Annotated in this window: 15 protein-coding genes and 2 pseudogenes; 13 read left to right on the forward strand and 4 right to left on the reverse strand. The window is 64.0% G+C overall.

The genetic code is table 11. The features are described 5' to 3' along the window. Nucleotides 1-97: 97 nt before the first annotated feature. The 8 genes and pseudogenes from HB777_04800 (at nt 98) to HB777_04835 (ending at nt 8,499) form a co-directional block, all read left to right on the forward strand. Nucleotides 98-871, forward strand: coding sequence for a 3-oxoacyl-ACP reductase FabG (locus tag HB777_04800; GenBank protein ID QND63296.1), 774 nt, complete (start codon nt 98-100; stop codon nt 869-871). 204 nt (nt 872-1,075) lie between these two features. After that, nucleotides 1,076-2,398, forward strand: coding sequence for a histidinol dehydrogenase (gene hisD, locus HB777_04805; GenBank protein QND63297.1), 1,323 nt, complete (start codon nt 1,076-1,078; stop codon nt 2,396-2,398). A gap of 15 nt (nt 2,399-2,413) precedes the next feature. Further along, nucleotides 2,414-3,439, forward strand: a complete 1,026-nt coding sequence (locus tag HB777_04810) for an alcohol dehydrogenase catalytic domain-containing protein (protein QND63298.1) — start codon at nt 2,414-2,416, stop codon at nt 3,437-3,439. Between the two features lie 32 nt (nt 3,440-3,471). Then, nucleotides 3,472-4,203 carry a histidine utilization repressor gene (gene hutC / locus HB777_04815; GenBank protein ID QND63299.1) on the forward strand — a complete coding sequence of 244 codons (732 nt, stop codon included), beginning with the start codon at nt 3,472-3,474 and terminating at the stop codon, nt 4,201-4,203. A gap of 109 nt (nt 4,204-4,312) precedes the next feature. Beyond that, nucleotides 4,313-5,611: a hypothetical protein gene (locus tag HB777_04820; GenBank protein ID QND63300.1), complete on the forward strand. Its 1,299-nt coding sequence runs from the start codon at nt 4,313-4,315 to the stop codon at nt 5,609-5,611. A 200-nt stretch (nt 5,612-5,811) separates the two neighbouring features. Continuing rightward, nucleotides 5,812-6,819, forward strand: a complete 1,008-nt coding sequence (locus tag HB777_04825) for an ABC transporter substrate-binding protein (protein QND68655.1) — start codon at nt 5,812-5,814, stop codon at nt 6,817-6,819. 82 nt (nt 6,820-6,901) lie between these two features. Further along, nucleotides 6,902-7,711, forward strand: coding sequence for an ABC transporter permease (locus HB777_04830; GenBank protein QND68656.1), 810 nt, complete (start codon nt 6,902-6,904; stop codon nt 7,709-7,711). Between the two features lie 10 nt (nt 7,712-7,721). Further along, a pseudogene (locus HB777_04835) lies at nt 7,722-8,499 on the forward strand (ABC transporter ATP-binding protein). A gap of 26 nt (nt 8,500-8,525) precedes the next feature. On the opposite strand, the gene HB777_04840 reads toward HB777_04835, so the two are convergent. The 4 genes from HB777_04840 to HB777_04855 all read right to left on the reverse strand — a co-directional run bounded on the left by HB777_04840 (nt 8,526) and on the right by HB777_04855 (nt 14,992). Continuing rightward, nucleotides 8,526-10,418 (reverse strand): ABC transporter ATP-binding protein, encoded by a 1,893-nt coding sequence (locus tag HB777_04840; GenBank protein QND63301.1) that lies wholly within the window; start codon nt 10,416-10,418, stop codon nt 8,526-8,528. Next, complete coding sequence (locus HB777_04845) at nt 10,418-12,277, reverse strand: ABC transporter ATP-binding protein (GenBank protein QND63302.1); 1,860 nt, start codon at nt 12,275-12,277, stop codon at nt 10,418-10,420. The genes HB777_04840 and HB777_04845 overlap by 1 nt, the downstream gene beginning before the upstream one ends. A gap of 284 nt (nt 12,278-12,561) precedes the next feature. Beyond that, nucleotides 12,562-12,984 carry a hypothetical protein gene (locus HB777_04850; protein ID QND63303.1) on the reverse strand — a complete coding sequence of 141 codons (423 nt, stop codon included), beginning with the start codon at nt 12,982-12,984 and terminating at the stop codon, nt 12,562-12,564. 199 nt (nt 12,985-13,183) lie between these two features. Further along, the gene (locus HB777_04855; protein ID QND63304.1) at nt 13,184-14,992 is read right to left on the reverse strand and encodes an ABC transporter ATP-binding protein; all 1,809 of its coding nucleotides are present in this window, start codon (nt 14,990-14,992) and stop codon (nt 13,184-13,186) included. 189 nt (nt 14,993-15,181) lie between these two features. Here HB777_04855 and HB777_04860 point away from each other — a divergent pair, with 189 nt between their 5' ends. From HB777_04860 to HB777_04880, 5 genes and pseudogenes are all read left to right on the forward strand, one after another. Then, the gene (locus HB777_04860; protein QND63305.1) at nt 15,182-16,540 is read left to right on the forward strand and encodes an LLM class flavin-dependent oxidoreductase; all 1,359 of its coding nucleotides are present in this window, start codon (nt 15,182-15,184) and stop codon (nt 16,538-16,540) included. A 14-nt stretch (nt 16,541-16,554) separates the two neighbouring features. Beyond that, nucleotides 16,555-17,330 (forward strand): annotated as a pseudogene (locus HB777_04865) (DUF427 domain-containing protein). Between the two features lie 33 nt (nt 17,331-17,363). After that, complete coding sequence (locus tag HB777_04870; GenBank protein ID QND63306.1) at nt 17,364-19,001, forward strand: ABC transporter substrate-binding protein; 1,638 nt, start codon at nt 17,364-17,366, stop codon at nt 18,999-19,001. 7 nt (nt 19,002-19,008) lie between these two features. Further along, nucleotides 19,009-19,968 (forward strand): ABC transporter permease, encoded by a 960-nt coding sequence (locus HB777_04875; GenBank protein ID QND63307.1) that lies wholly within the window; start codon nt 19,009-19,011, stop codon nt 19,966-19,968. Then, entirely contained in the window at nt 19,965-20,852 is an 888-nt protein-coding gene (locus HB777_04880) for an ABC transporter permease (GenBank protein QND63308.1), read from the forward strand. The genes HB777_04875 and HB777_04880 overlap by 4 nt, the downstream gene beginning before the upstream one ends. Nucleotides 20,853-20,916: the final 64 nt, after the last annotated feature.

The raw sequence follows: 20,916 nt of genomic DNA on the forward strand, positions 1-20,916 counted from the left end.
GTAGCGTAGCTGAAATAGTTTGTATATGCTTGTATATGTAACTTGATCTGATAGTCTCGACGCCGAAGCGGAAACCGACACCGGCAAGGAGGATCACATGCGCAACGCTTCTCTCTTCGATCTCTCCGGCAGGAAGGCGCTTGTCACCGGCGCAAGCCGGGGCATCGGGCGCAGCATCGCCGAAGCGCTGAGTGCTGCCGGCGCCGACGTCGCGGTCACGGCGCGCAGCCTGGCCTCATTGCAGGACACAACGACAGCCATCCGCGCCGCCGGCGGGGTGGCGCACGCCATCGCTCTCGACGTCACCGATGTCGGCCGCTGCCGCGCAGCCACAGACGAGGCGGCCGGCCTGCTTGGCGGCCTCGACATTCTCGTCAACAATGCCGGGATAGAGGAAGTCCGGGCCTCGCTCGATGTCGACGAGGCGCTGTGGGACAGGATCGTCGACACGAATCTCAAGGGAGCGTTCTTCTGCGCCCAGGCCGCCGCGCGGCGGATGCGGGACGCCGGCCGTCCCGGCGCCATCATCAACCTGTGCTCGCTGACATCCGAAGTCGGCATTCCCACCGCGGTGCCGTATGGCTCGTCGAAGTCGGGCCTGCTCGGCATGACACGGGCGCTTGCGGCGGAGTGGGCGGAGCTTGGCATAAGGGTCAACGCCATCGCGCCGGGCTATTTCAGGACGGCGATGACTGATGTGTTCTACGCCAACGAGGCCTGGCAGCACTCCATGCTGGCCAAGATCCCGCAGCGCCGTTTCGGCGATCTCCATGACCTGCATGGCATCGCCGTGTTCCTCGCTTCGGATGCCGCGGCCTACATAACCGGCCAGTCCATCCCGGTCGATGGCGGCTTTCTCGCCTCGATCTGATGACGCGGTTTGTCGGGGCACTTTCGACCGGAAGGATGATGGAAAAATTGCTGGCGACCATCATACATACATGTATATACTTTTACCCCAGTGAAGCCTCTCGACGGCTTTGATCCTTGTACCGGGTCGGCCTGTCGGCCCGCAGAATGGCCGACCTGCGCCAACCGTCATTGCGTTCCAAGAGTTCCAGGAGAACGAGCAGCCATGTCCGACATCAGCTTCCACGATTTGTCATCCATCGATGCCGACCAGCGCGCCAGTCTGCTGAAACGCGCCGAGGCCGATCTGACGGTCTTCGTCGAGAAGGTCCGGCCGATCATCCAGGCCGTCAAGGACGAAGGCGACGCCGCCTTGATCCGCTTCGCCAGGGAACTCGACAAGGCCAATGTCGCCGAGGGCGAACTGCAGGTGTCGGAAGCCGAGTTCGACGCGGCGTTCGACAAGGTGGAAAAGGACGTCGTCGAGAGCATCCAGTTCGGCATCGACAACATCAGACATTTCCATGAGGAGCAGAAGCCGGAAACGATGTGGCTCAAGGAAGTCCGGCCGGGCGCCTATGCCGGCGACCGGTACACACCGATCGCCTCCGTTGCGCTCTACGTTCCGCGCGGCAAGGGCGCTTTCCCGTCGGTGACGATGATGACGTCGGTGCCGGCGGTGATTGCCGGCGTGCCGCAGATCGCCATCGTTACGCCGCCGACATCGGATGGTTCGGTGGACGCGGCAACGCTCGTCGCTGCACGCCTCGCCGGCGTCGGGACCGTGTACAAATGCGGCGGCGCACAGGCCGTTGCCGCCGTCGCCTACGGCACGGAAACGGTGAAGCCCGCGCTCAAGATCGTCGGCCCCGGCAGCCCGTGGGTGGTGGCGGCCAAGAGCGTGCTGTCGTCGGTCATCAACACCGGCCTTCCGGCCGGCCCATCGGAAGCGATCATCTTTGCCGATGACAGCGTCGATGGCGGCCTTGCCGCGCTTGATCTTCTCATCGAAGCCGAGCACGGGCCGGATTCCTCGGCCTATCTGGTGACGCACAGCCGCAAGGTCGCCGAGGCCGCCTTGGCTGCAATCCCCGAACATTGGTCGCGGATGACCGAGCAGCGCGTCGAGTTCTCGCGCGCGGTGCTGACCGGCAAGCGGGGCGGCATCGTGCTGACGGCGTCGCTGGAAGACAGCTACCGCTTCATCAACGACTATGCGCCCGAGCACCTCGAGATCCTGTCGAAGGAACCGTTCGCGCATCTCGGGCGTATCACCGAGGCGGCCGAAATCCTGATGGGTCCGCACACGCCGGTGACGCTGGCCAACTTCGTCCTCGGACCCAATGCGGTGCTGCCGACCAGCCGCTGGGCACGGACCTACGGCCCGCTCTCGGTGACGGATTTCGTCAAGCGTTCGTCGGTCGGCTATGTCACCTCGGCGGCCTATCCGGAACTCGCTCTGCATGCCCGCAGGCTCGCCCGCTACGAGGGCTTCAGCTCGCATGAGAACGCGGTCTCGGAAATCCGCGACCGCTATCTCGCCGGCTGAGCGGACACGATCGCGATGAAGGCGGCACGACTCTACGGACCCGGCGATCTGCGCGTCGAGGATATCGCCGCGCCGGGCGCGCCGGATGCGGGCTGGGTGAAGCTCAGGGTCGACGCCGCCGGCATTTGCGGCTCGGACCTGCACAATTTCCGCACGGGCCAGTGGATAAGCCGGTCGCCTTCGACGGCCGGCCATGAGCTGACCGGCACGGTGACCGCCATCGGCGCGGGCATCGACATCGTCGCCATCGGCGACAGGGTGGTTGCCGATTCCCGTTTCTGGTGCGGAGACTGCGCGCAATGCCACGCCGGCAGGCGACATCTCTGCGCGTCCTTGGGCTTCGTGGGGGAGATCTGCGACGGCGGATTTGCCGAACAGGCGGTGCTGCCCGTACGGCTTTTGCATATCATCGATGCCGGGCTCGACGAGCGGGTCGCGGCGATGGCCGAGCCGCTCGCGGTGGCGCTGCATGCGGTGCGGCGCCTGCCGAAGACGGCCGGCTCCGTGCTGGTCGTCGGCTGCGGGCCGATCGGCGGTCTTGCCGCGCTGCTGCTGTCGCGAACCTTCGCCGGCACCGTGCTCGTCGCCGACCGCAACCAGAGCCGCTGCGCCCGCGTGGCGCGGGTGACGGGGGCAACGATCGTCGATCTGAACCGGGATGCCGTTGCCGCCGCAACCGCCAATGCCCCGCTGCTCGCGGCCATTGAGGCGACGGGCAGCATCGCGGCACTCAACCAGTTGCTCGGCGTTCTCGATCCCGGCGGCACGGTCGCCATGGTCGGCATCTTCCATGACCGTCTCGACATCGATCCGAACACATTGGTCGAACGTGAGATCGGATTGCTGGGATGCCACGCCTTTGCCGACGAACTGCCCGAGGCCGTGCGGATGCTGGGTGAACTGAGCGAGCCGCTGCTGGCGCTGATCGACCAAGAGATCGGCCTGGATGACATTCCCGCCGCCTATCAGCGGCTGTTGGCGGGGCAAAGCGACGGCTTGAAAACAATCATCCGCATGCGGCAACCTGTCGAGCAGTCGTGATTTCCGATAAATTGCCGGAAAGGACTTTTGAAATGATCACTTTGCCCGACACGGCCAGCCCCCTTTACGAGAAGGTGAAGGACTACATCCTAACCAACATCGGAACGGGCCGGTGGGGCAAGGATCGCAAGCTGCCGTCCGAAAATGAGCTGGTGGCGTCGCTCGGCGTGTCGCGGATGACGGTTCACCGGGCCCTCAGAGAGTTGACCTCGGCGGGGTTCCTGATCCGTCTGCAAGGTGTGGGAACCTTCATCGCGCCGCCGCGGCCGCAATCGACGCTGATCGAGATCAACAACATCGCAGCCGAGATCGTCGAGCGCGGCAACACGCATCGCTCCGAAGTCCTTGTCCTTGAAACGATCATGCCGACAAAGGAGCTGGGGCTTTCGTTCGAGTTCGCAAAGCGTGTCTCGATCTATCATTCCGTCGTCGTCAATTTCGAGAACGATCTGCCGGTGCAACTGGAAGAGCGTTTCGTCAATCCGAGCCTCATCCCCGATTATGACAAGCAGGATTTTTCGAAGACGGCGACCTATGACTACCTCATGCAGAAAACCCCGGTGACCGAGGTCGAGCATATCATCTCCGCGATCCCGGCCGACGCCGAGACGGCGCGGCATCTGGGCATCGATGTCGGCGCCTGCTGCCTTTTCCTGCACCGCCGGACATGGACGGGCGCGGTGGTGGCGACGATCAGCAAGCTGACTTATGCCGGCAGCCGCTACTCGCTCGGCAGCCGCTATTCCCCGTCCAAAAACAACTGACGGCAATGCTGCGAATGCAAGCCGGAGAGGTTTCGTTGCCAATGTATATACATGTACTGATGAACATGGTTTCGCCCTCGGCGAATGACCCGGCCAGAGGGGACGGCAGATGACGCCGACACCCAACCGCACGGCGCGGATCCGGGCACTCGCGCAGCATGATGTTGCCGAAGCACAAAGCGCGCTGGCGGCACTGCTGGGCGACCTGTTCGAGATGCACCCCCGCAATGTCCGCATCAACTTCGACAAATACAGCCTCAATTTGCTGAACGGCTTCTTCGAGGACGACGGCAAGGCCTACTTCTTCAAGTTCCATCAGGAGGAACGGGAAGAGGCGATGACGGGCGAGTATTACCGCGCCGAGATCCTGTCGCGCGCCGGCCTACCGGTCGACCAACCCGTGCACATGTCGGCCCAGCCCGGCGAGCAGATCCTTGTCTATCGCCGTCGCACGGATCCGCGCTTCTCGGATGTTCTGTTCGCACTGGATGCGCAGGACGATGCCGGCAAACGGCGAGAAGCCGTTCTTGCCGAGCGCGACCTGTCGGCCAGGCTGCTTGAGGTCTATCTCGAGACGCTGCATCCGGTAACCGTCGAGGAGGTGTCGGCGGAGCCGATCCACAGGCTGTTTCATGAGCGGCTGATCGATACCGAGACACGCTTGTCGCTAGGCGGCCGGCTGGCCGATTTCTATGTCGGCAAACTGTTTGTCTTTCCCGGTGTGGAACTGGATTGGGATCGGTTCTCCCAGCTGAAATTCGTCATCAACGGCCAGCGCTATGCCAGCAGCGTCGGCGAACTCTTCGAGGCCGCCGCAATGCGCTTGCAGCCGGACCGGCTTGCCGACGCAGGCGGCGTGGTCGCGCACGGTGACGCCCACAACGCCAATGTCTGGTACACGGCGAAGGCGGGGAGGGCGGAACTGTCCTTCTTCGATCCTGCCTTTGCCGGCTCGCACATCCCGACGCTGCTGGCGGAGGTGAAGGCGACGTTCCACAACATCTTCGCCCACCCGTTCTGGCTCTATGATCCGGCGGCCGCGACCGTGGCATTTCGCGCCCAGGCGCGGCTGGACGGAAACCTGCTCCATGTCGACACCGACTGGGACCTGAGCCCTGTCCGCCGCGATCTGCTGGAGGTCAAGGCGACCGCCCTATGGCGGCCATTGCTGCTGGAGCTCAAACGGCGCGGCATGCTTCCGGCCGATTGGCGGGCGGTGCTGCGGGCAGGCCTTTTCCTGTCGCCGACGCTGGTCATGAACCTGCGGGCCGGCGCGCGCAGTCACACGCCGGTCTCCTCCCTCATTGCCTTTTCAGTCGCGGTCATGGTTGGCAGCGAACCCGTTGCCGGGGTCGATCGAGTGACCGATTTCCTCGGCCGGATCGATCCGGAAAAGCGTGAAAATTGAGTCTCTCCAACTTGTATATGCATGTATGTATTTTAGCCTTGACATCCGCTCCCGCTGACGCTGAAATATCCTCGCACTTCACCATGAAGTGGCAGGTAAGACGCCGAGGCACAGTGCCGCAAGAGCAGAAACCCGCAGTCTCACCAGACCGGCTACCTGGGTTAGAAAAAGCGGTCTGATCATCAAGGGGAACAAAGATGATGCGTAACCTAACAGGACAATTTCGCGCGCTCGTGATGGCCGCCGCCATCGGGCTCGCCGCCGCCCCGGCAGCCTACGCGGCCGATGCGGCCATTCCCACCACGCCCGAGGCAGGAGCGTTCAAGATCGGCATCGAGCCCTGGCTTGGCTATGGCCAGTGGCATGTCGCCGAGGCCAAGGGCCTGTTCAAGACAAATGGGCTGAGCGACGTCCAGATCGTCAATTTCGCCGAGGACAAGGACATCAATGCAGCCCTTGCGAGCGGCCAGCTTGACGCCGCCAACATCGCCACCCACACGGCGATGGGCATGGTTGCGGCCGGCCTGCCGGTGAAGATCGTGCTGCTGCTCGACGTCTCCATGACCGCCGACGCCATCATCGCCGGCAAGGACGTCACCTCGATCAAGGACCTCAAGGGCAAGCAGGTCGCTTTCGAGGAAGGCACGACGAGCGACATCCTGCTCAAATACGCGCTCGCCAGGAACGGCATGTCGATCGACGATGTGAAGCCGGTTCCGATGCCGGCGTCGGACGCCGGCAGCGCCTTGATCGCCGGCCAGGTGCCGGTCGCGGTGACTTACGAACCGTACCTCACCGTCGCCATGGCGCAGAACAAGGACCTCAAGCTGCTGTTCACCGCCGGTGAGGATCCGGGCCTGATCAGCGACGTGCTGGTGGTGCGTGACGAGGTGATCAAGTCGCGGCCCGGCCAGGTGCTGGCCATGATCAAGAGCTGGGATGCGGCGCTCAAGGACTACAATGCCGACACGCCCGGTGGCCGCGCCATCATCGCCAAGGCCGTCGGCTCGGACGTCAAGGACCTCAACACCGCCTTTGACGGCGTGCGCTACTATTCGCTCGCCGAAAACAAGACGGCGCTGACCGGCGACTTCACCACCAAGACCTTCGCCGATGTCGAAGCCGCCGCCAAGAACGCCAAGCTGCTTCAGGCCGATGTGACGCCGGAGCAGATGATCGACCCGTCCTTCGTCAAGGCGGCGGAATGACCAAGGCCGGATCGCGGTGGTGACGCAGATGCCCGGGGAGCGTCCCGCGGAAACAGGCTCGGCGCACTCCGCGCCAAGCCCCATCGCGAAACAGGCGAGGCGCCGCCGATCCTCCGGGATCGGCGTGCCCATCGCCAGGTCGCGCTTCCTGACGATCGCGGTGGCTGTCTTTGTCGGGCTGGGCCTTGCCTGGTGGGCGGCGACCGGACTGGGGTTGGTAAAGCCGATCTTCCTGCCGTCGCCGGGCAGTGTCGCGACGCAGATCGCCAAGCTCGCGACCGACGGCACGTTGTGGCTGGACCTCAAAGCCTCGATGTACCGCATTTCCATCGGCTTCCTCATCGCCTCGGCGCTGTCGATACCGATCGGCGTGCTGATCGGCAGTTTCCGCTCCTGGGAGGCGGCCATCGAGCCGCTGGTGGATTTCATCCGCTACATGCCGGTCGTCGCTTTCGTGCCGCTCTCCATCCTGTGGGCGGGCACCGGCGATTCGCAGAAGTTCCTGATCATCTTCATCGGCACCTTCTTCCAGCAGGTGCTGATGATCATGGACAATGTGAAGCGGGTTCCCGCCGATTTCATCGGCCTTGGGCGCACGCTCGGCCTGCCGGATCGCAAGATCCTGACGCGCATCGTCGTGCCCAGCGCCTTGCCGGGCATCTGGGACACGCTGCGCATCAGCCTGGGCTGGGCATGGACCTGGCTGGTGCTGGCCGAACTCGTCGCCGCGACTTCGGGGCTCGGCTATCGCATCACGGTGTCGCAGCGCTATTTCCAGACCAACACCATCATCGGCTACATCCTGCTGCTTGGCCTGCTCGGCCTCATCACCGACCAGGTGATGAAGGCGCTGGAAAAGGTGCTGTTCAAGCAAGAGGGCCGCTCGCAATGAGGTCCAGCCGATGAGCCCCCCAAAATTGCGGATCGCCGGTCTGCACAAGAGCTTCGGCACCGGCGAGCGGCGCACGGAAGTGCTGCGCGATATCAACCTCGATCTTGCCGACAACGAGTTCGTCTCCCTGGTCGGCACGTCGGGCTGCGGCAAGAGCACGTTGCTGTCGATCGTGGCCGGACTGCAGGACTTCGACGCCGGCGATCTCAGCATCGATGGCGCGCCGATCCTGCAGCCGGGTCTCGACCGTGGCGTCGTCTTCCAGTCCTACACGCTGTTACCCTGGCTCACGGCGCGGCAGAACATCGAGTTTGCCCTCAAGGCCGCCGGTTACGATCGCGCGACCTGCCGCAGGATCGCGCTGGAACATCTCGAACTCGTCAAGCTGGCTGATAGCGCCGACCGCTATCCGGCTGAGCTCTCAGGCGAAACAGCGCGTCGCCATTGCGCGTGCGCTCTCCTATCGGCCCAAGATGCTGTTGATGGACGAGCCCTTCGGCGCGCTCGATGCCTTGACCCGGCACCAGATGCAGGAACTGCTGACCCAGATCTGGGAGGAACACAGGTTGACCGTCCTGTTTGTCACGCATGATGTGGAGGAGGCCGTCTATCTGTCGGACCGGATCGTCGTCATGGGCATCGGCCCGGGACGCATCACGCAGACTTTCAACGTCGATATCGAGCGCCCGCGCCGCGAAGAGGTGATGGAAAGCCCTGCATTCATGGATTTGCAGCGCGGCGTGCACAAGGCCATCCGCGAGGGTTCAAAACGCCCTGAAATGGCGTAGGCGCCCGCGGTCACCACTAAGCCCAATCACGTCGCCTTGCCGACCGCCGCGTCCAGTTCCAACTCGCCTTCGGAAATGTCGTCGAACGAGGCGTAGTTCATGGTGTAGAGGCGGGCGTAGAGGCCTTTTCTTGCCATCAGCTGTTCGTGGTTGCCGCTTTCGACGATCTCGCCGTTCTGCAGCACGATGATGCGGTCGGCGCCGCGGATGGTGGCCAGACGGTGGGCGATGACCAGACCGGTGCGGCCTTCCAGCAGGGTGATCAGCGCCTTCTGGATCAGCATCTCGGTGTAGGAATCGATGCTGGCCGTGGCTTCGTCGAGCACCAGGATCTTGGCATCCGCCACCAGTGCGCGCGCGAAACTGATCAGTTGGCGCTGGCCGAGCGAGAGATTGCCGCCGCGCTGTTCAAGCTCGGTATCGTAGCCATCGGGCAGGTTCTCGATGAAATCGTGCGCGCCGACAGCCTGCGCGGCGCGCACCACCTCCTCGCGGCTGGCTGATGTCTTGTGGTAGCGGATGTTTTCCAGCACCGAGCCGGAGAACAGGAACGGCTCCTGCAGCACCATGGCCACCTGATCGCCGAGCGAATCCTGGGTCAGGTCACGCACGTCGTGGCCGCCGACCAGGACCTCGCCTGACCAGACGTCGTAGAAGCGGTGCACCAGCGCCATCGAGCTGGACTTGCCCGACCCGGTCGGGCCGACCAGGGCCACGGTCTCGCCCGGATTGACGCGAAAGGAGATGTTCTTCAGCACCGGCTGGTTTGGCCTATAACCGAAGGTGACGTTCCTGAACTCGACCGAGCCGTCCATGTCGCGCGACAGTGCGATAGCGCCTTGTTTGTCGCTGACGTCGACCGGCACGTCGAGCACTTCGGAGATGCGCTGGCCCGAAGCCATGGCGCGCTGCATGACGCTGTACTGCATGGTCAGCGAGCGGATGGGGTCGAAGAAGCGCTGGATGTAGAACAGGAACGCCACCATGACGCCGATGTCGAGGCTGTGCGAGAGCACCATCGAACCGCCGACGACGATGACCGTCGCCATGGCGATGCCGGTCAGCGTGTCGACGATAGGCACCATCACCTGCGCGTATTTCGCCGAGGTCAGATGGGCATTGAGGTTGGCCAGAACCTTCTCGTCGTAAAGGTCGAAATTGACGTGCTGGCGCTCCAGGCTCTGCACGGTGCGCACGCCATGGATGCCTTCGGCCAGCGCGCCGTTGGCGATCGAATTGGTCTCGTGCGCGGCCATGAAGGCGACCTTGGCGCGCGGCAGCCAGAACAGGCGCACGATGAACAGCACCGGCATGGTCGACAGCGTCAGCAGGCCGAGCCGGAAATCGAGCCAGAGCAGCACGCTGACGATGCCGAACAACAGCACGATGTCGCCCACCGACATGACCGACGTTTCGAGGAATTCCTGCATCGAATTGACGTCGCCCTGCAGGCGCGACATCAGCCGACCGACCTCGGTCTTGTCCATGAAGCTCAAAGAGACCCGCTGCAGATGGCTGAACATGGCGCGGCGCAGGTCGGACAGCACGTTCTCGGCCACCTTGCCGACGACGCTTTCCTGCACATAGCTGGCGCCGTAGTTGATGAGGATGATCGCTGAGAAAGCACCGATCGCGGCGATCATCACCGACTGGTCGAGCCTGCCCGCCGTCATGCCGTGGTCGATGGCGTAGCGGATGACCAGCGGGATCGCCAATTGCGTCAGCGTGAACACCAGCACCGCGGCGACCGAGATGAAAATCCGGCTCTGATATGGCTTCACGAAGCTCCAGATGCGCCTGATGATGCGCGGATCATAGGCCTTGCCGAAAACCTCTTCCTCGTCGCGATGCGAGCCGACGACCGCCTTGGTCGGCCGGCCGCTGGTGTCTTCCTTCTCGTCGTCGCTCTGTGTCGACATCACGCGGCTCCCACCAGGGGTCGATCATCGTCCGGCCGCAGCTGCAAATCGTAGAGCGCACGGTAGCGCCCGCCGAGCGCCAGCAATTCCTCATGCGTGCCGCGCTCGACGATCCGACCGCCTTCGACGAACAGGATCTGGTCGGCATGCTTCAGCGAGCTCAGCCGGTGCGAGATGATCAGCGTGACACGGTCCTTGGCGAAGCGCTTCATCGCCGCCCGGATGCGCTGCTCGGTGCCGGCGTCGATTGCCGCGGTGGAATCATCGAAGACCAGCACCGATGGCCGCAGCATCAGGCTGCGCGCGATGGTCAGGCGCTGCCGCTGGCCGCCGGAAAGCGACGCGCCGCGTTCGCCGACGACCGTGGTGTAACCCGCCGGGAGCCCGATGATGTAGTTGTGCAGCTGGGCGTACTCGGCGGCCTGCCCGATGCGCGTCTCGCGCGCCCAGGGATTGCCGTAGGCGATGTTGTTTTCGATCGAGGTGGTGAACAGGAACGCGTCCTGCTGCACGACGCCGACGGCCTTGCGCAGCGATTGCAGCGTCGCCGCACGGATGTCCTGGCCGTCGATGGTGATCTTGCCCGAGGTGACGTCGTAGAAGCGCGGGATCAGGTGCGCGATGGTCGACTTGCCGCTGCCCGGCGGACCAACGATGCCGATGGTCTCGCCGGACCTTGCCTCGAAGGAGATGCCCGACAGCGTCGGCCGGTCGCCCGCGCCCTCGTAGCGGAAGCCGACATTGTCGAAGCGCAGCACGCCGTCGGTCACGACGAGGTCCTTGGCATCGGGCGCGTCCTCGATGTCGAGCTCGGCGTCGAGCAATTCGAACAGCCTTGTGCCGCAGGTCGAGGCGCGCGCGAAGGAGTTGACCATCAGGCCGAGCTGGCGCACCGGCATCTGCAGGATGGTCATGAAGGTGAGGAACTGGGCCAGCGTACCGACGCTGATCTGGCCCGCGATCACCTTCTGGCCGCCGAACCAGAGCACCAGGCCCATGGCGGCCAGGAACGAGAAGTTCATGGCGCTGGTGTTCGAGACGCGGATGTCGACGCGCTGATTGGCGAGCTCAAGCGCCGACAATTTGGCACGGTCGAATTTTTCCAGCTCATGCCGCTGTGCCGCGAAGGCCCGCACGACGCGGATGCCACCGAGGTTCTCATCCATCACCCGGCTCAGCACCGAGAGGCGCTCCTGCAACGTCAGCCAGGTGCTGCGCAATGCCAGCTGGGTGACCGAGGACCGCCAGGCGACGAACGGCACGAAGCTCAGGCTGAGCAGCCCGAGCACGAGATCGGTGCTGATCAAGAGATAGGCGCCGACGCCGATCAGCACGCCGAGCAGCACCACGCGCAGGATGCCGGTTGAAAAGAACATGCGCACGCCGTCGAGATCGAGCAGGCCGAGCGTGATCAAGTCGCCGGTGTGGACCCTGTCGTGGTAGGCGAAGCTCAGGCGCTGGATCTTCTCGTAGAAAGCCAGGCGCAGTTCATAGCCGGTGCGGTGGCCGACGGCCTCGCCATAGTAGTTCTGCGCCATGGTGAAGAGACCGCGCAGGATGCTGACGACGAGCAGCGTCAGCGCCGTGGTCCACAGCGCCTGCTCCGCGGCAGTGCCGGCGCCCGCGGCCATCACGCCCTGCGCCTGGTCGATGGCGCGTCCCAGCAGGCGCGGAATGAAAAGCTGCAGCGTCGCGGCGATGAAAGTCGAGACGATGGTGATGGCGACCTGCCAGGGATGGCGCAGTGTCATGCGCACGATGCGGAGCAAGGTGCTGAGGCCCTTGCCCCAGGAGGCTTCCGCCACATGGGCAAACGATTTGCCGCGCTCCGGCGCGCCGCCGATTGCTTGCGTGTTCAAGGGAAATATCCAAACCAATCCGGAGGTTAGTCCGGACTAATAAAGCAGACTCAATTCAGATGGGGCGATGTTACGCGTGTCCGAGTTGGCCGTTCAAGAGCCAATTCCGGTATCGCACTGTGCCTGAACGGAAAGCGAGCATGCGACTGCGACCCGGCTGGCACCAGCGGCGGGATCCTGCCGATCTTGCTGAAGGGCGTTGGCCGGACGAGGCCAGCAACCCGGCTGTACGCAAGCGACGGCCGGACGGCGTGCGACCTTCCATCCGGCCGGAATGCGGTCTGCTAGGCAGGTATCAGCACGGCGATACGATGCACGCCGACCTCCTTGCTTGTATTCGTCGCCTCGTCTGTCTTGCCCTTGGAGCAGGTGTACATGTCACCTGTCTTGAGCTTGAATTCCTTGTCTACTTTCTTGATGGTGAATGCGCCTGATGTAATGGTGCATACCATGTCGTTGTCCATCATCATTTGAGGCGCGTGTGCTCCGGGCTGAAACACCACGTCGACAATCGCGATGCTCTTGTAGGCGGGAATGTCGGAGTTGCCGGTGCTGACCTCAACCACTCTGACACCGGGCGCAATCTCCTTGCCTTCCTTCGGGCCGTATTTCTTGACCTTCGCGGACGCCACCAGGGTGAACAGAGGCGTTATCGCGGCAGCCGTCACACCGAGAGCAATTGCAGACCTGCGATTCATGGTTTTCATCGCATCCTCCCACATGTTCGTCACGAACGAATGTGCATGACTGCTGTATATTAGCACAATCGAATGTAATTGTATGCGAGGAAGCACCCAATCCCGGCATGGCGGCATGAACTTCGCAGCAGCCGTCGGAGAGGTTCCATTCATCGACGATTTGCTTGCCGCCCTGCCGCTGCGGGCCTTCGGACTGCCGGTGATCCGCCTACAAACCCTGGCCGTGCCGCCAGCACGCGATCCGGTGGCCGGCTGCGACCTCCATGGCGGGTGGTTCCGCCTTTCGGCACTCGGGCAGGACCAGGGGGCAGCGGTCGGCGAAGGCGCATCCCGTGTGCGGAATGCCGGCTGCCTCGATCCCGGCTGGAGCGGATAGTTTCGGCTCGGCCTCATCGGAGGACGCTGCCAGAATCAGGGCTGTGTAGGGGTGGTTAGGGCCGCGAAAAATCTGGTCGGATGAGCCGGTTTCGACGAGGCGGCCGCGATAGAGCACGCCGATCCGGTCAGCCATGTAGCGCACCACCCGGAGGTCGTGACTGATGAAAAGGTAAGTGGTGTCCTTGTCGCGCTGCAGGTCGTTGAGCAGGTTGAGGACGGTCGCCTGGACGGAGACGTCGAGCGCGGAGGTGGGTTCGTCGAGCACGACGACCTTCGGCACGCCGGCGAAGGCGCGTGCGATGGCCGCCCGTTGTCGTTGGCCGCCGGACAGCGAGCGCGATTTCTGCTCGGCGGTAGTGCCGGCGAGGCGAACCGAGGCCAGCAGGTCGCTGACGCGGGCTCTCACCTCGCTGCGGCGCAGGCCGGCGAGCCGGCGCAGCGGGCGGCCGAGGATGCGGCCTATCCGCTGGCGTGGGTTGAGCGTGCGATCCGGCGACTGGAAGACCATCTGCACGTCGCGCCGTTCGGCAAGGTTTCTCTTCTCAACGCGCGGCGCGACCGTCCTGCCGAACAGCTCGACCGATCCGGCGTCAGGCGTCTGCAGGCCGGTAACGATCCGTGCCAGGGTCGACTTGCCGGAACCGGACTCGCCGATCAGCCCGAAGGTTTCGCCCTGGCCGATGTCGAGATCGATGCCGTGCAGCACTGGCTGGCCGCCGAAGGCGTGGCTGATGCCCTTGCAGGCGATCGCGATCCGGCGTTCTGTTGGTGCGCCGGCATCCTCGGCCCGGACAGACTGGGGCGACGGCAGGCCGTCCGCCTCAGCCAGTCTTCCATCCCGCTTGGTGTAGTTGAGCGCCGGGATCGAGGCGATGAGCGCCTTGGTGTAGGCGTGGGAGGGGTTGTCGAAGACATCGCCGGCGGCGCCGCTTTCGACGACCGTGCCCGCCTGCATCACCGCCACCCGGTCGCAGGAGCGGCGGATCATGTGGATGTCGTGGCTGATCAAAAGGATGCTGGTTTTGTGATCCTTGCGCAGGTCATGCAGGATGGCGATGATCTCGGACTGGACGCTGGCGTCGAGCGCCGTCGTCGGCTCGTCCAGCACCAGCAGCGATGGATCGAGCGCAATCGCAATGGCGATGTTGGCGCGCTGCTGCATGCCGCCAGAGAGTTCGTGCGGATAGAGCTCCAAAACCCGCTCCGGATGGGTGACGCGGACACGGCCCAGCAGTTCGGCGGCACGGTCGCGCGCTTCGTCGAGGCGAACCGGGCGGTGGCGCATGATCGTCTCGGTGATCTGGCGGCCGATCGTCATGCTTGGATTGAGCGCCGCGCCCGGGTGCTGGTAGACGGCCGCGATGTGATTTCCCCTGAGCTGGCGCAGCTGCTCGGCGGAAAGGTCGCGGATTTCCCGGCCCTGGAATTCCAGCGCTGACGCCGCGAGGTGGGCGTTCTTCGGCAGATATCGCAATATGGCGAGCGCCACCGAGCTTTTGCCCGATCCGGACTCGCCGACCAGGCCGAGCGCTTCGCCTTCGCCAATGTGCAGCGACACGCCGCTGACGGCGGGATGCGATCCCTTGCGCCCGTCATAGGCGATGGACAGCTGGTCTACGTTCAGAACCGAGGAGGACATGGGACTTGAAACCACTTTCTTCCAGCGCCGCCATCGAGGGCAATCGCTTCCGCTTTCGCAATGCATTATCTCTATAAAATTACTCGGATTAAGCCGGAGCGCAATCTACCTTTCTCGCATCAGCAGAGATTGTCGCCGCTTGCTGAGGCAGCGCGACGGTCTCCGGAGCAGATCTGGAAGGAGGCCTTCATGGCTCGAGACCATATGATCCTCAGCGCTTTTTTCTTCAACCCGCAGGGCGATCATCGGATGTCGTGGCGGCATCCGCGGGCACCGGGCCGGGAAGTGCTGGACTTCGAATTCTACCGCGATCTTGTGCAGGCGGCCGAGCGCGCCAGGATCGACACCATCTTCGTCGCCGACCACGTGTCGATCTGGGATTCGGTGAAGAGCGGCGTCGCCCACTATGCCAATGCCCGCCTCGAACCGCTGACGCTGCTGTCGGCGCTGGCCGGCGTGACCAAGCATATCGGCCTGATCACCACGGCGTCGAGCTCCTACAGCGAGCCCTACAATGTGGCGCGCATGTTCGCCTCGCTCGACCATATCAGCAAGGGCAGGGCGTCGTGGAACGTCGTCACCTCGGCGATGGACGAGGAGGCGCGCAATTTTGGCCGCGACGGCAATATCGAGCATGCGTTCCGCTATGAGCGCGCGGCCGAATTCCTCGATATCGTCAAGGGGCTGTGGGACAGCTGGGAAGACGAGGCGCTGCTGATCGACAAGGCGTCGGGCTATTTCGCCGACCCCGACAAGGTCCACGCAATCGATCACAAGGGCAAGCATTTCAAGGTGCGCGGACCGCTCAACGTCTCACGGCCACCGCAGGGCCATCCGCTGATCGTCCAGGCGGGCTCGTCCGAGGACGGCAAGAACTTTGCCACCGCCCAGGCCGATGCGCATTTCGCCATCTACAGCACGAAGGAAGACGGCATCAAATATCGCCAGGATATCAACGAGCGTCTCGCCCGCCACGGCAGGCGGCCGGAGAGCTTCAAGATCCTGCCCGGCATCCTGCCGATCGTCGCCGGCTCGGAAGCGGAAGGGCGGGAGAAGCAGGAGTACCTGCAGACATTACTGCCCGACCAAGTGGGCATCGACCTTCTGTCGAGCTGGAGCGGGCTGGACCTGTCGCTGTTCCCGCCGGACGGGCCGCTGCCGCCGCTGCCGGACGAGAGCACGTTCAATGGCGGGCGCACCTCGCTCAACCGGGTCAAGCAGTGGACGAAGCAGAATCTCAGCCTGCGCGAGATCGCCCGCAAGCTCGCCAACAGCGGTTCGGTGCCGACCGTCGCCGGCACGCCGGTACAGATCGCCGACCAGTTGCAGGACTGGTTCGTTTCGGGTGCCGCCGACGGCTTCAACCTGATGTTCCCGCTGCTGCCCGAGGACTGGGTGAACTTCGCCGAACAGGTTGTGCCGGAGCTGCAGCGCCGTGGCGTGTTCCCGACCGAATACGCGCCGGGAACGCTGCGCGACCGTTTCGGCCTGGCGCGGCCCGCCAACCGCTTCGCCGAGCAGCGCGACAATGCGCGCGCCGTGTCCTGACGGGGAGACCAATCATGACCGTCGCACCAAGATTGCAGCCGCGCGAAGCGACCGCTCCGCAGCTGGTCAATGTCCTGCACAGCCCCAAGCGCGTGCGCGTCAAATTCGGCGGCCGCACCATTGCCGACAGCCGCAACGTGCTGGTGCTGCGCTGGATCACTTCCTGCCGATCTATTTCTTCCCGCCGTCAGCGGTCGACCCATCGGTGCTGAAGCCTTCGCTGCATCGTGAGCCGCATCCGGTCGGTGGCGAGACCGCCTATTGGGATATCGACAGCGGCGACAGGCGGAGCGCCAACGCAGCGTGGTCCTTCGTGTCGCCGCCGGATGAAAACCTGTCGCCGCTGGCCGGGCGCATAGCCTTCACCTGGAAGGCCGTCGACCAGTGGTTCGAGGAGGAAGAGGAAGTCTTCGTCCATGCGCGGGACCCGTATGCACGCATCGACGTGCTGCAAAGCTCGAGCCATGTGCAAATCTGGTTCGACGGCGAGCCGATCGCCGACAGCCATCGCCCGGTGCTGCTGTTCGAGACGCATCTGCCGACGCGTTTCTATCTGCCCGCGGAAGACATCCGGCTGGAGCGGCTGAGGGCGTCCGTCACGACGACGCGATGTCCCTACAAGGGCATCGCCTCCTACTGGTCCGGCCTGCTGCGCGACGGTTCGGTGCGCCCGGACATCGCCTGGAGCTACCGCGATCCCATCGAGGAAATGCCCAAGATCAAGGGCCTCATCGCCTTCTATCCGCAGGCCGTCGACCGCATCCATCTCGACGGCGAACCCGTCGCATAGATTTCAATCTTCATTTCAGAGCAGGGGTTTAACATGACCAAACGCAGAGATATCGACGCAGTTCGCAACCTGTCGGGGGGCATCTGGAATGTCGCCGTCGACGAATATCAGGGCGGTTTTCTCAAGCGCCGCGATCTCCTGAAATACGCAGCATTGCTCGGCCTGACCGGCTTTGCCGCCTCGCAGGGGCTGGGAGGCGCACGCGCTGCGGCCGCTGCTGGCGGCACGGTCCGTGTCGGGCTCGGCCAGCCGACCAAGGCGATCGATCCGGTTTCGGTCACCGATCCGGCCAGCATCGGGGTGATCAGCCAGGTCGGCGAGTATCTGATCCTCGACGATCCGAAGGACGGGCTGCAGCCGAAGCTCGCTCTGTCCTGGGAAGCCAACGAGACGGCCAGCCGCTGGACCTTCAAATTGCGGCCAGGCGTGAAATTCCACGATGGCCGCGCGGTCACCGCCAAAGACGTTGTGGCGAGCTTCGAGCGGTTGGTCGATCCGGCCAGCGGCTCGTCGGCCTTGTCCGCCTACAAGGGCATCTTGTCCAAGGGCGGCGCCAAGCTGGTCGACGACGAGACGGTCGCCTTCGATCTCGATGGTCCCAATAGCAACTTCCCCTTCTATGTCTCGTCCGACGTCTACAATGCGGTCATCCTGCCGGCCGACTATGCCGGCGATTTCGAGAAGAACTTCAACGGCACCGGCCCGTTCAAGCTCGAATCCTTCCGTCCCAAGCAGGGCGCCAGCTTCGTGCGCAATGAGGATTACTGGGGCGACAAGGCGCTGCCCGATCGGGTCGAGATCAAGTTCTTCGACGACGAGCAGGCGCAGGTTCTTGCGCTGCAGGCCGGCCAGCTCGACGTCATCCCGAGCACGACGCGCCTGGAGCTGGCGATCGAAGGCAATCCCAATTTCAAGCTGCTGAGCGTGCAGGCAAGCTCGCATGACCAGGTGCATCTCAGGACCGACCAGGCGCCGTTCACCGACAAGCGCATCCGCCGCGCGCTGGCGCTCACCATCGACCGCGAGGCGATCGTCAAGGGACTGCTGAAGGGCCGCGCCATCGTCGGCAACGACACCCCGTTCGCGCCGATCTTCCCCTCGGCCGATTCATCGGTGCCGCAGCGCAAGCAGGACATTGCCGAGGCCAAGCGCCTGCTTGGCGAGGCGGGTGTGCCCAACGGCTTCGAGGTGACGCTGACCACCGAGCGCGCCTATGACATTCCCGACTATGCGGTGATCATCCAGAACTTCGCCAAGAAGGCCGGCATCGACGTCAAGCTCAATGTCCTGCCGCAGGATGCCTATTACGGCTCGGCGACCTTCGGCAGCTCGCCCTGGCTGGATTCGGTGCTCGGCATCACCGACTACGGCCATCGCGGCACGCCCGACATCTTCCTCAACGCGACGCTGAAGAGTTCGGGAGCCTGGAACGCGGCGCATTTCAACAACCCGGCCTATGATGCGCTGCTGCTCGACTACTCGAAGGCGCGCGACCTCCAGGCGCAGCGCCTCGCTGCCGGCAAGATCCAGACCTTGCTGCTCGACGAGACGCCGGCGATCATCAGCTACTTCTCGCAATACAGCCGGATCGTCAGCTCCAAGGTCGAGGGCGTGCGCTTCACCGCGATTTCGCATCTGCTGCTCGACCGCGTTTCCTTCGTCCAGGCATGATCGCCACATGCTGACCGGCCGCATTCTATCAGCGCGTGTGGGCACACTCCTCCTCACGCTGTGGCTGGTCAGCATCCTGGTGTTCTTCGCCGGGCAGGTTCTGCCCGGCGATGTCGGCCGCGTGATGCTCGGGCCGTTTGCCGACGCTCAGGCGGTGGCGGAACTGAACAAGCGGCTCGGCGCCGACCAGCCGGTTTTCGTCCAGTACTGGCTCTGGTTCAGCAAGGCGGTGACCGGTGACTTCGGCACCTCGCTGTCGATGCGCGGGCCGGTGGCGCCGTTCGTGCTGGAAAGCCTCAAGCGCTCTGCCGCCCTTGCCAGCATTATCCTGCTCTTTCTCGTTCCGCTCGGGGTTGGCGCCGGCGTCATCGCCGGTCTCAATGCCGGCCGCTTGATCGACCGGCTGATCGTCATGGCGGGCGTTTCCTTCGGCATCGTTCCGGACTTTGTCTCCGGCCTGATGCTGCTCATCGTTTTCGGTCTGTGGCTGAACTGGTTCCCGATCTCCGGCGTTGCGCCCGATGCCGCGGGCTTCTGGACGCATGGCTATTATCTGATCCTGCCGGCGCTGCCGCTGGTGCTGAACCTTGCCGGCTATATCGCCCGGATGACGCGGGCAGGGGTGATCGAGGCGATTGCCGCCGATTACACGCGCACCGCCGTCCTGAAAGGGCTCGAGCGGCGCGAGATCATCTTTCGGCACGTGCTGCGCAATGCGCTGACGCCGACCATTGCGGTACTTGCGACCCAGACCGGCTACATGCTTGGCGGGCTGGTCGTGATCGAGGCGCTGTTCGGCATCCAGGGGCTCGGCAATCTGGTCCTGAATGCGGCCAAGGCCCGCGATTTCCCGATGCTCGAGGCCGGCGTGCTGGTGATGGCGGCGATCTTCGTGCTGTCGGCGGCGGCAGGCGACCTCGTGCTGGCGCTGCTCGATCCGCGGCAACGCCGCCGGACCTCGCCATGACGGATCTGGCGGAGTTTCCCGCCCCGAGGCGCGCTGTCGCCGGCTTTCCGGCAGTGCGCAGAATTTGCAAGGCTTTCGCCGCACTGCCCCCATCGGTCGTGGTCGGATCGCTGCTGCTGCTGTTCTGGGTCGTGTGCGCAATGGCAGGCAACCTCTTCGTTCCCTACGATCCCTATGCCGAGGATTTCCTCGCCATGCTGACGCCGCCCGACGCTCTGCACTGGTTCGGGACCGATCAGCTCGGCCGCGATGTGCTGTCCCGCATTGTCGTCGGGTCGCGCGACATCTTGCTGGTTGCGCCGCTGGCGACGCTGGCGGGCGTCGCCGCCGGCAGCATCATCGGCCTGGTGCTTGGCTATTTCGACGGCCTGGTCGATGCCATCGGGGCGCGGCTGCTCGATACACTGATGGCGTTTCCGTTCATCGTTCTCGTCACCATGACGCTGGTGGCGATCGGCCCGTCGAACCTGACCGTCATCCTGGTGATCGGCATCGCCTACGCGCCGCTGGTGGCGCGCACCGTTCGCGCCGCCGTGCGCGAGCAGAAGGAGCGCGACTATGTCAGCGCCGCCCGGCTCGGCGGTGAGGGGCCGCTTGCCATCATGTTCCTGGAGATCCTGCCCAACATCAGGGAAACGATCCTGATCGAGCTCGTGACAAGGTTGGGCTACGCGTTCTTTTCGATCGCGACGCTGAGCTTTCTCGGCCTCGGCATCCAGCCGCCATCGGCAGATTGGGGGCTGGCCGTCGCCGATGGCTATGGCTTCCTGACCGGCGGCAAATGGTGGGTCGTCGTCTTCAATTCCGCGGCAATCGTCTCGTTGGTCATGGCGACCAACCTGATCGCACAAGGCATCGGCGCCTTCGAAAACAGCGATGCATGAGCCTTGATCGGGCGTGTCGAAAAATCTCTTTTGCATTGAAGCCTGACGCGCATCCTTATATCGC

The sequence above is a fragment of the Mesorhizobium loti genome (assembly GCA_014189435.1).
In the GTDB taxonomy this organism is placed as follows: domain Bacteria; phylum Pseudomonadota; class Alphaproteobacteria; order Rhizobiales; family Rhizobiaceae; genus Mesorhizobium; species Mesorhizobium loti_G.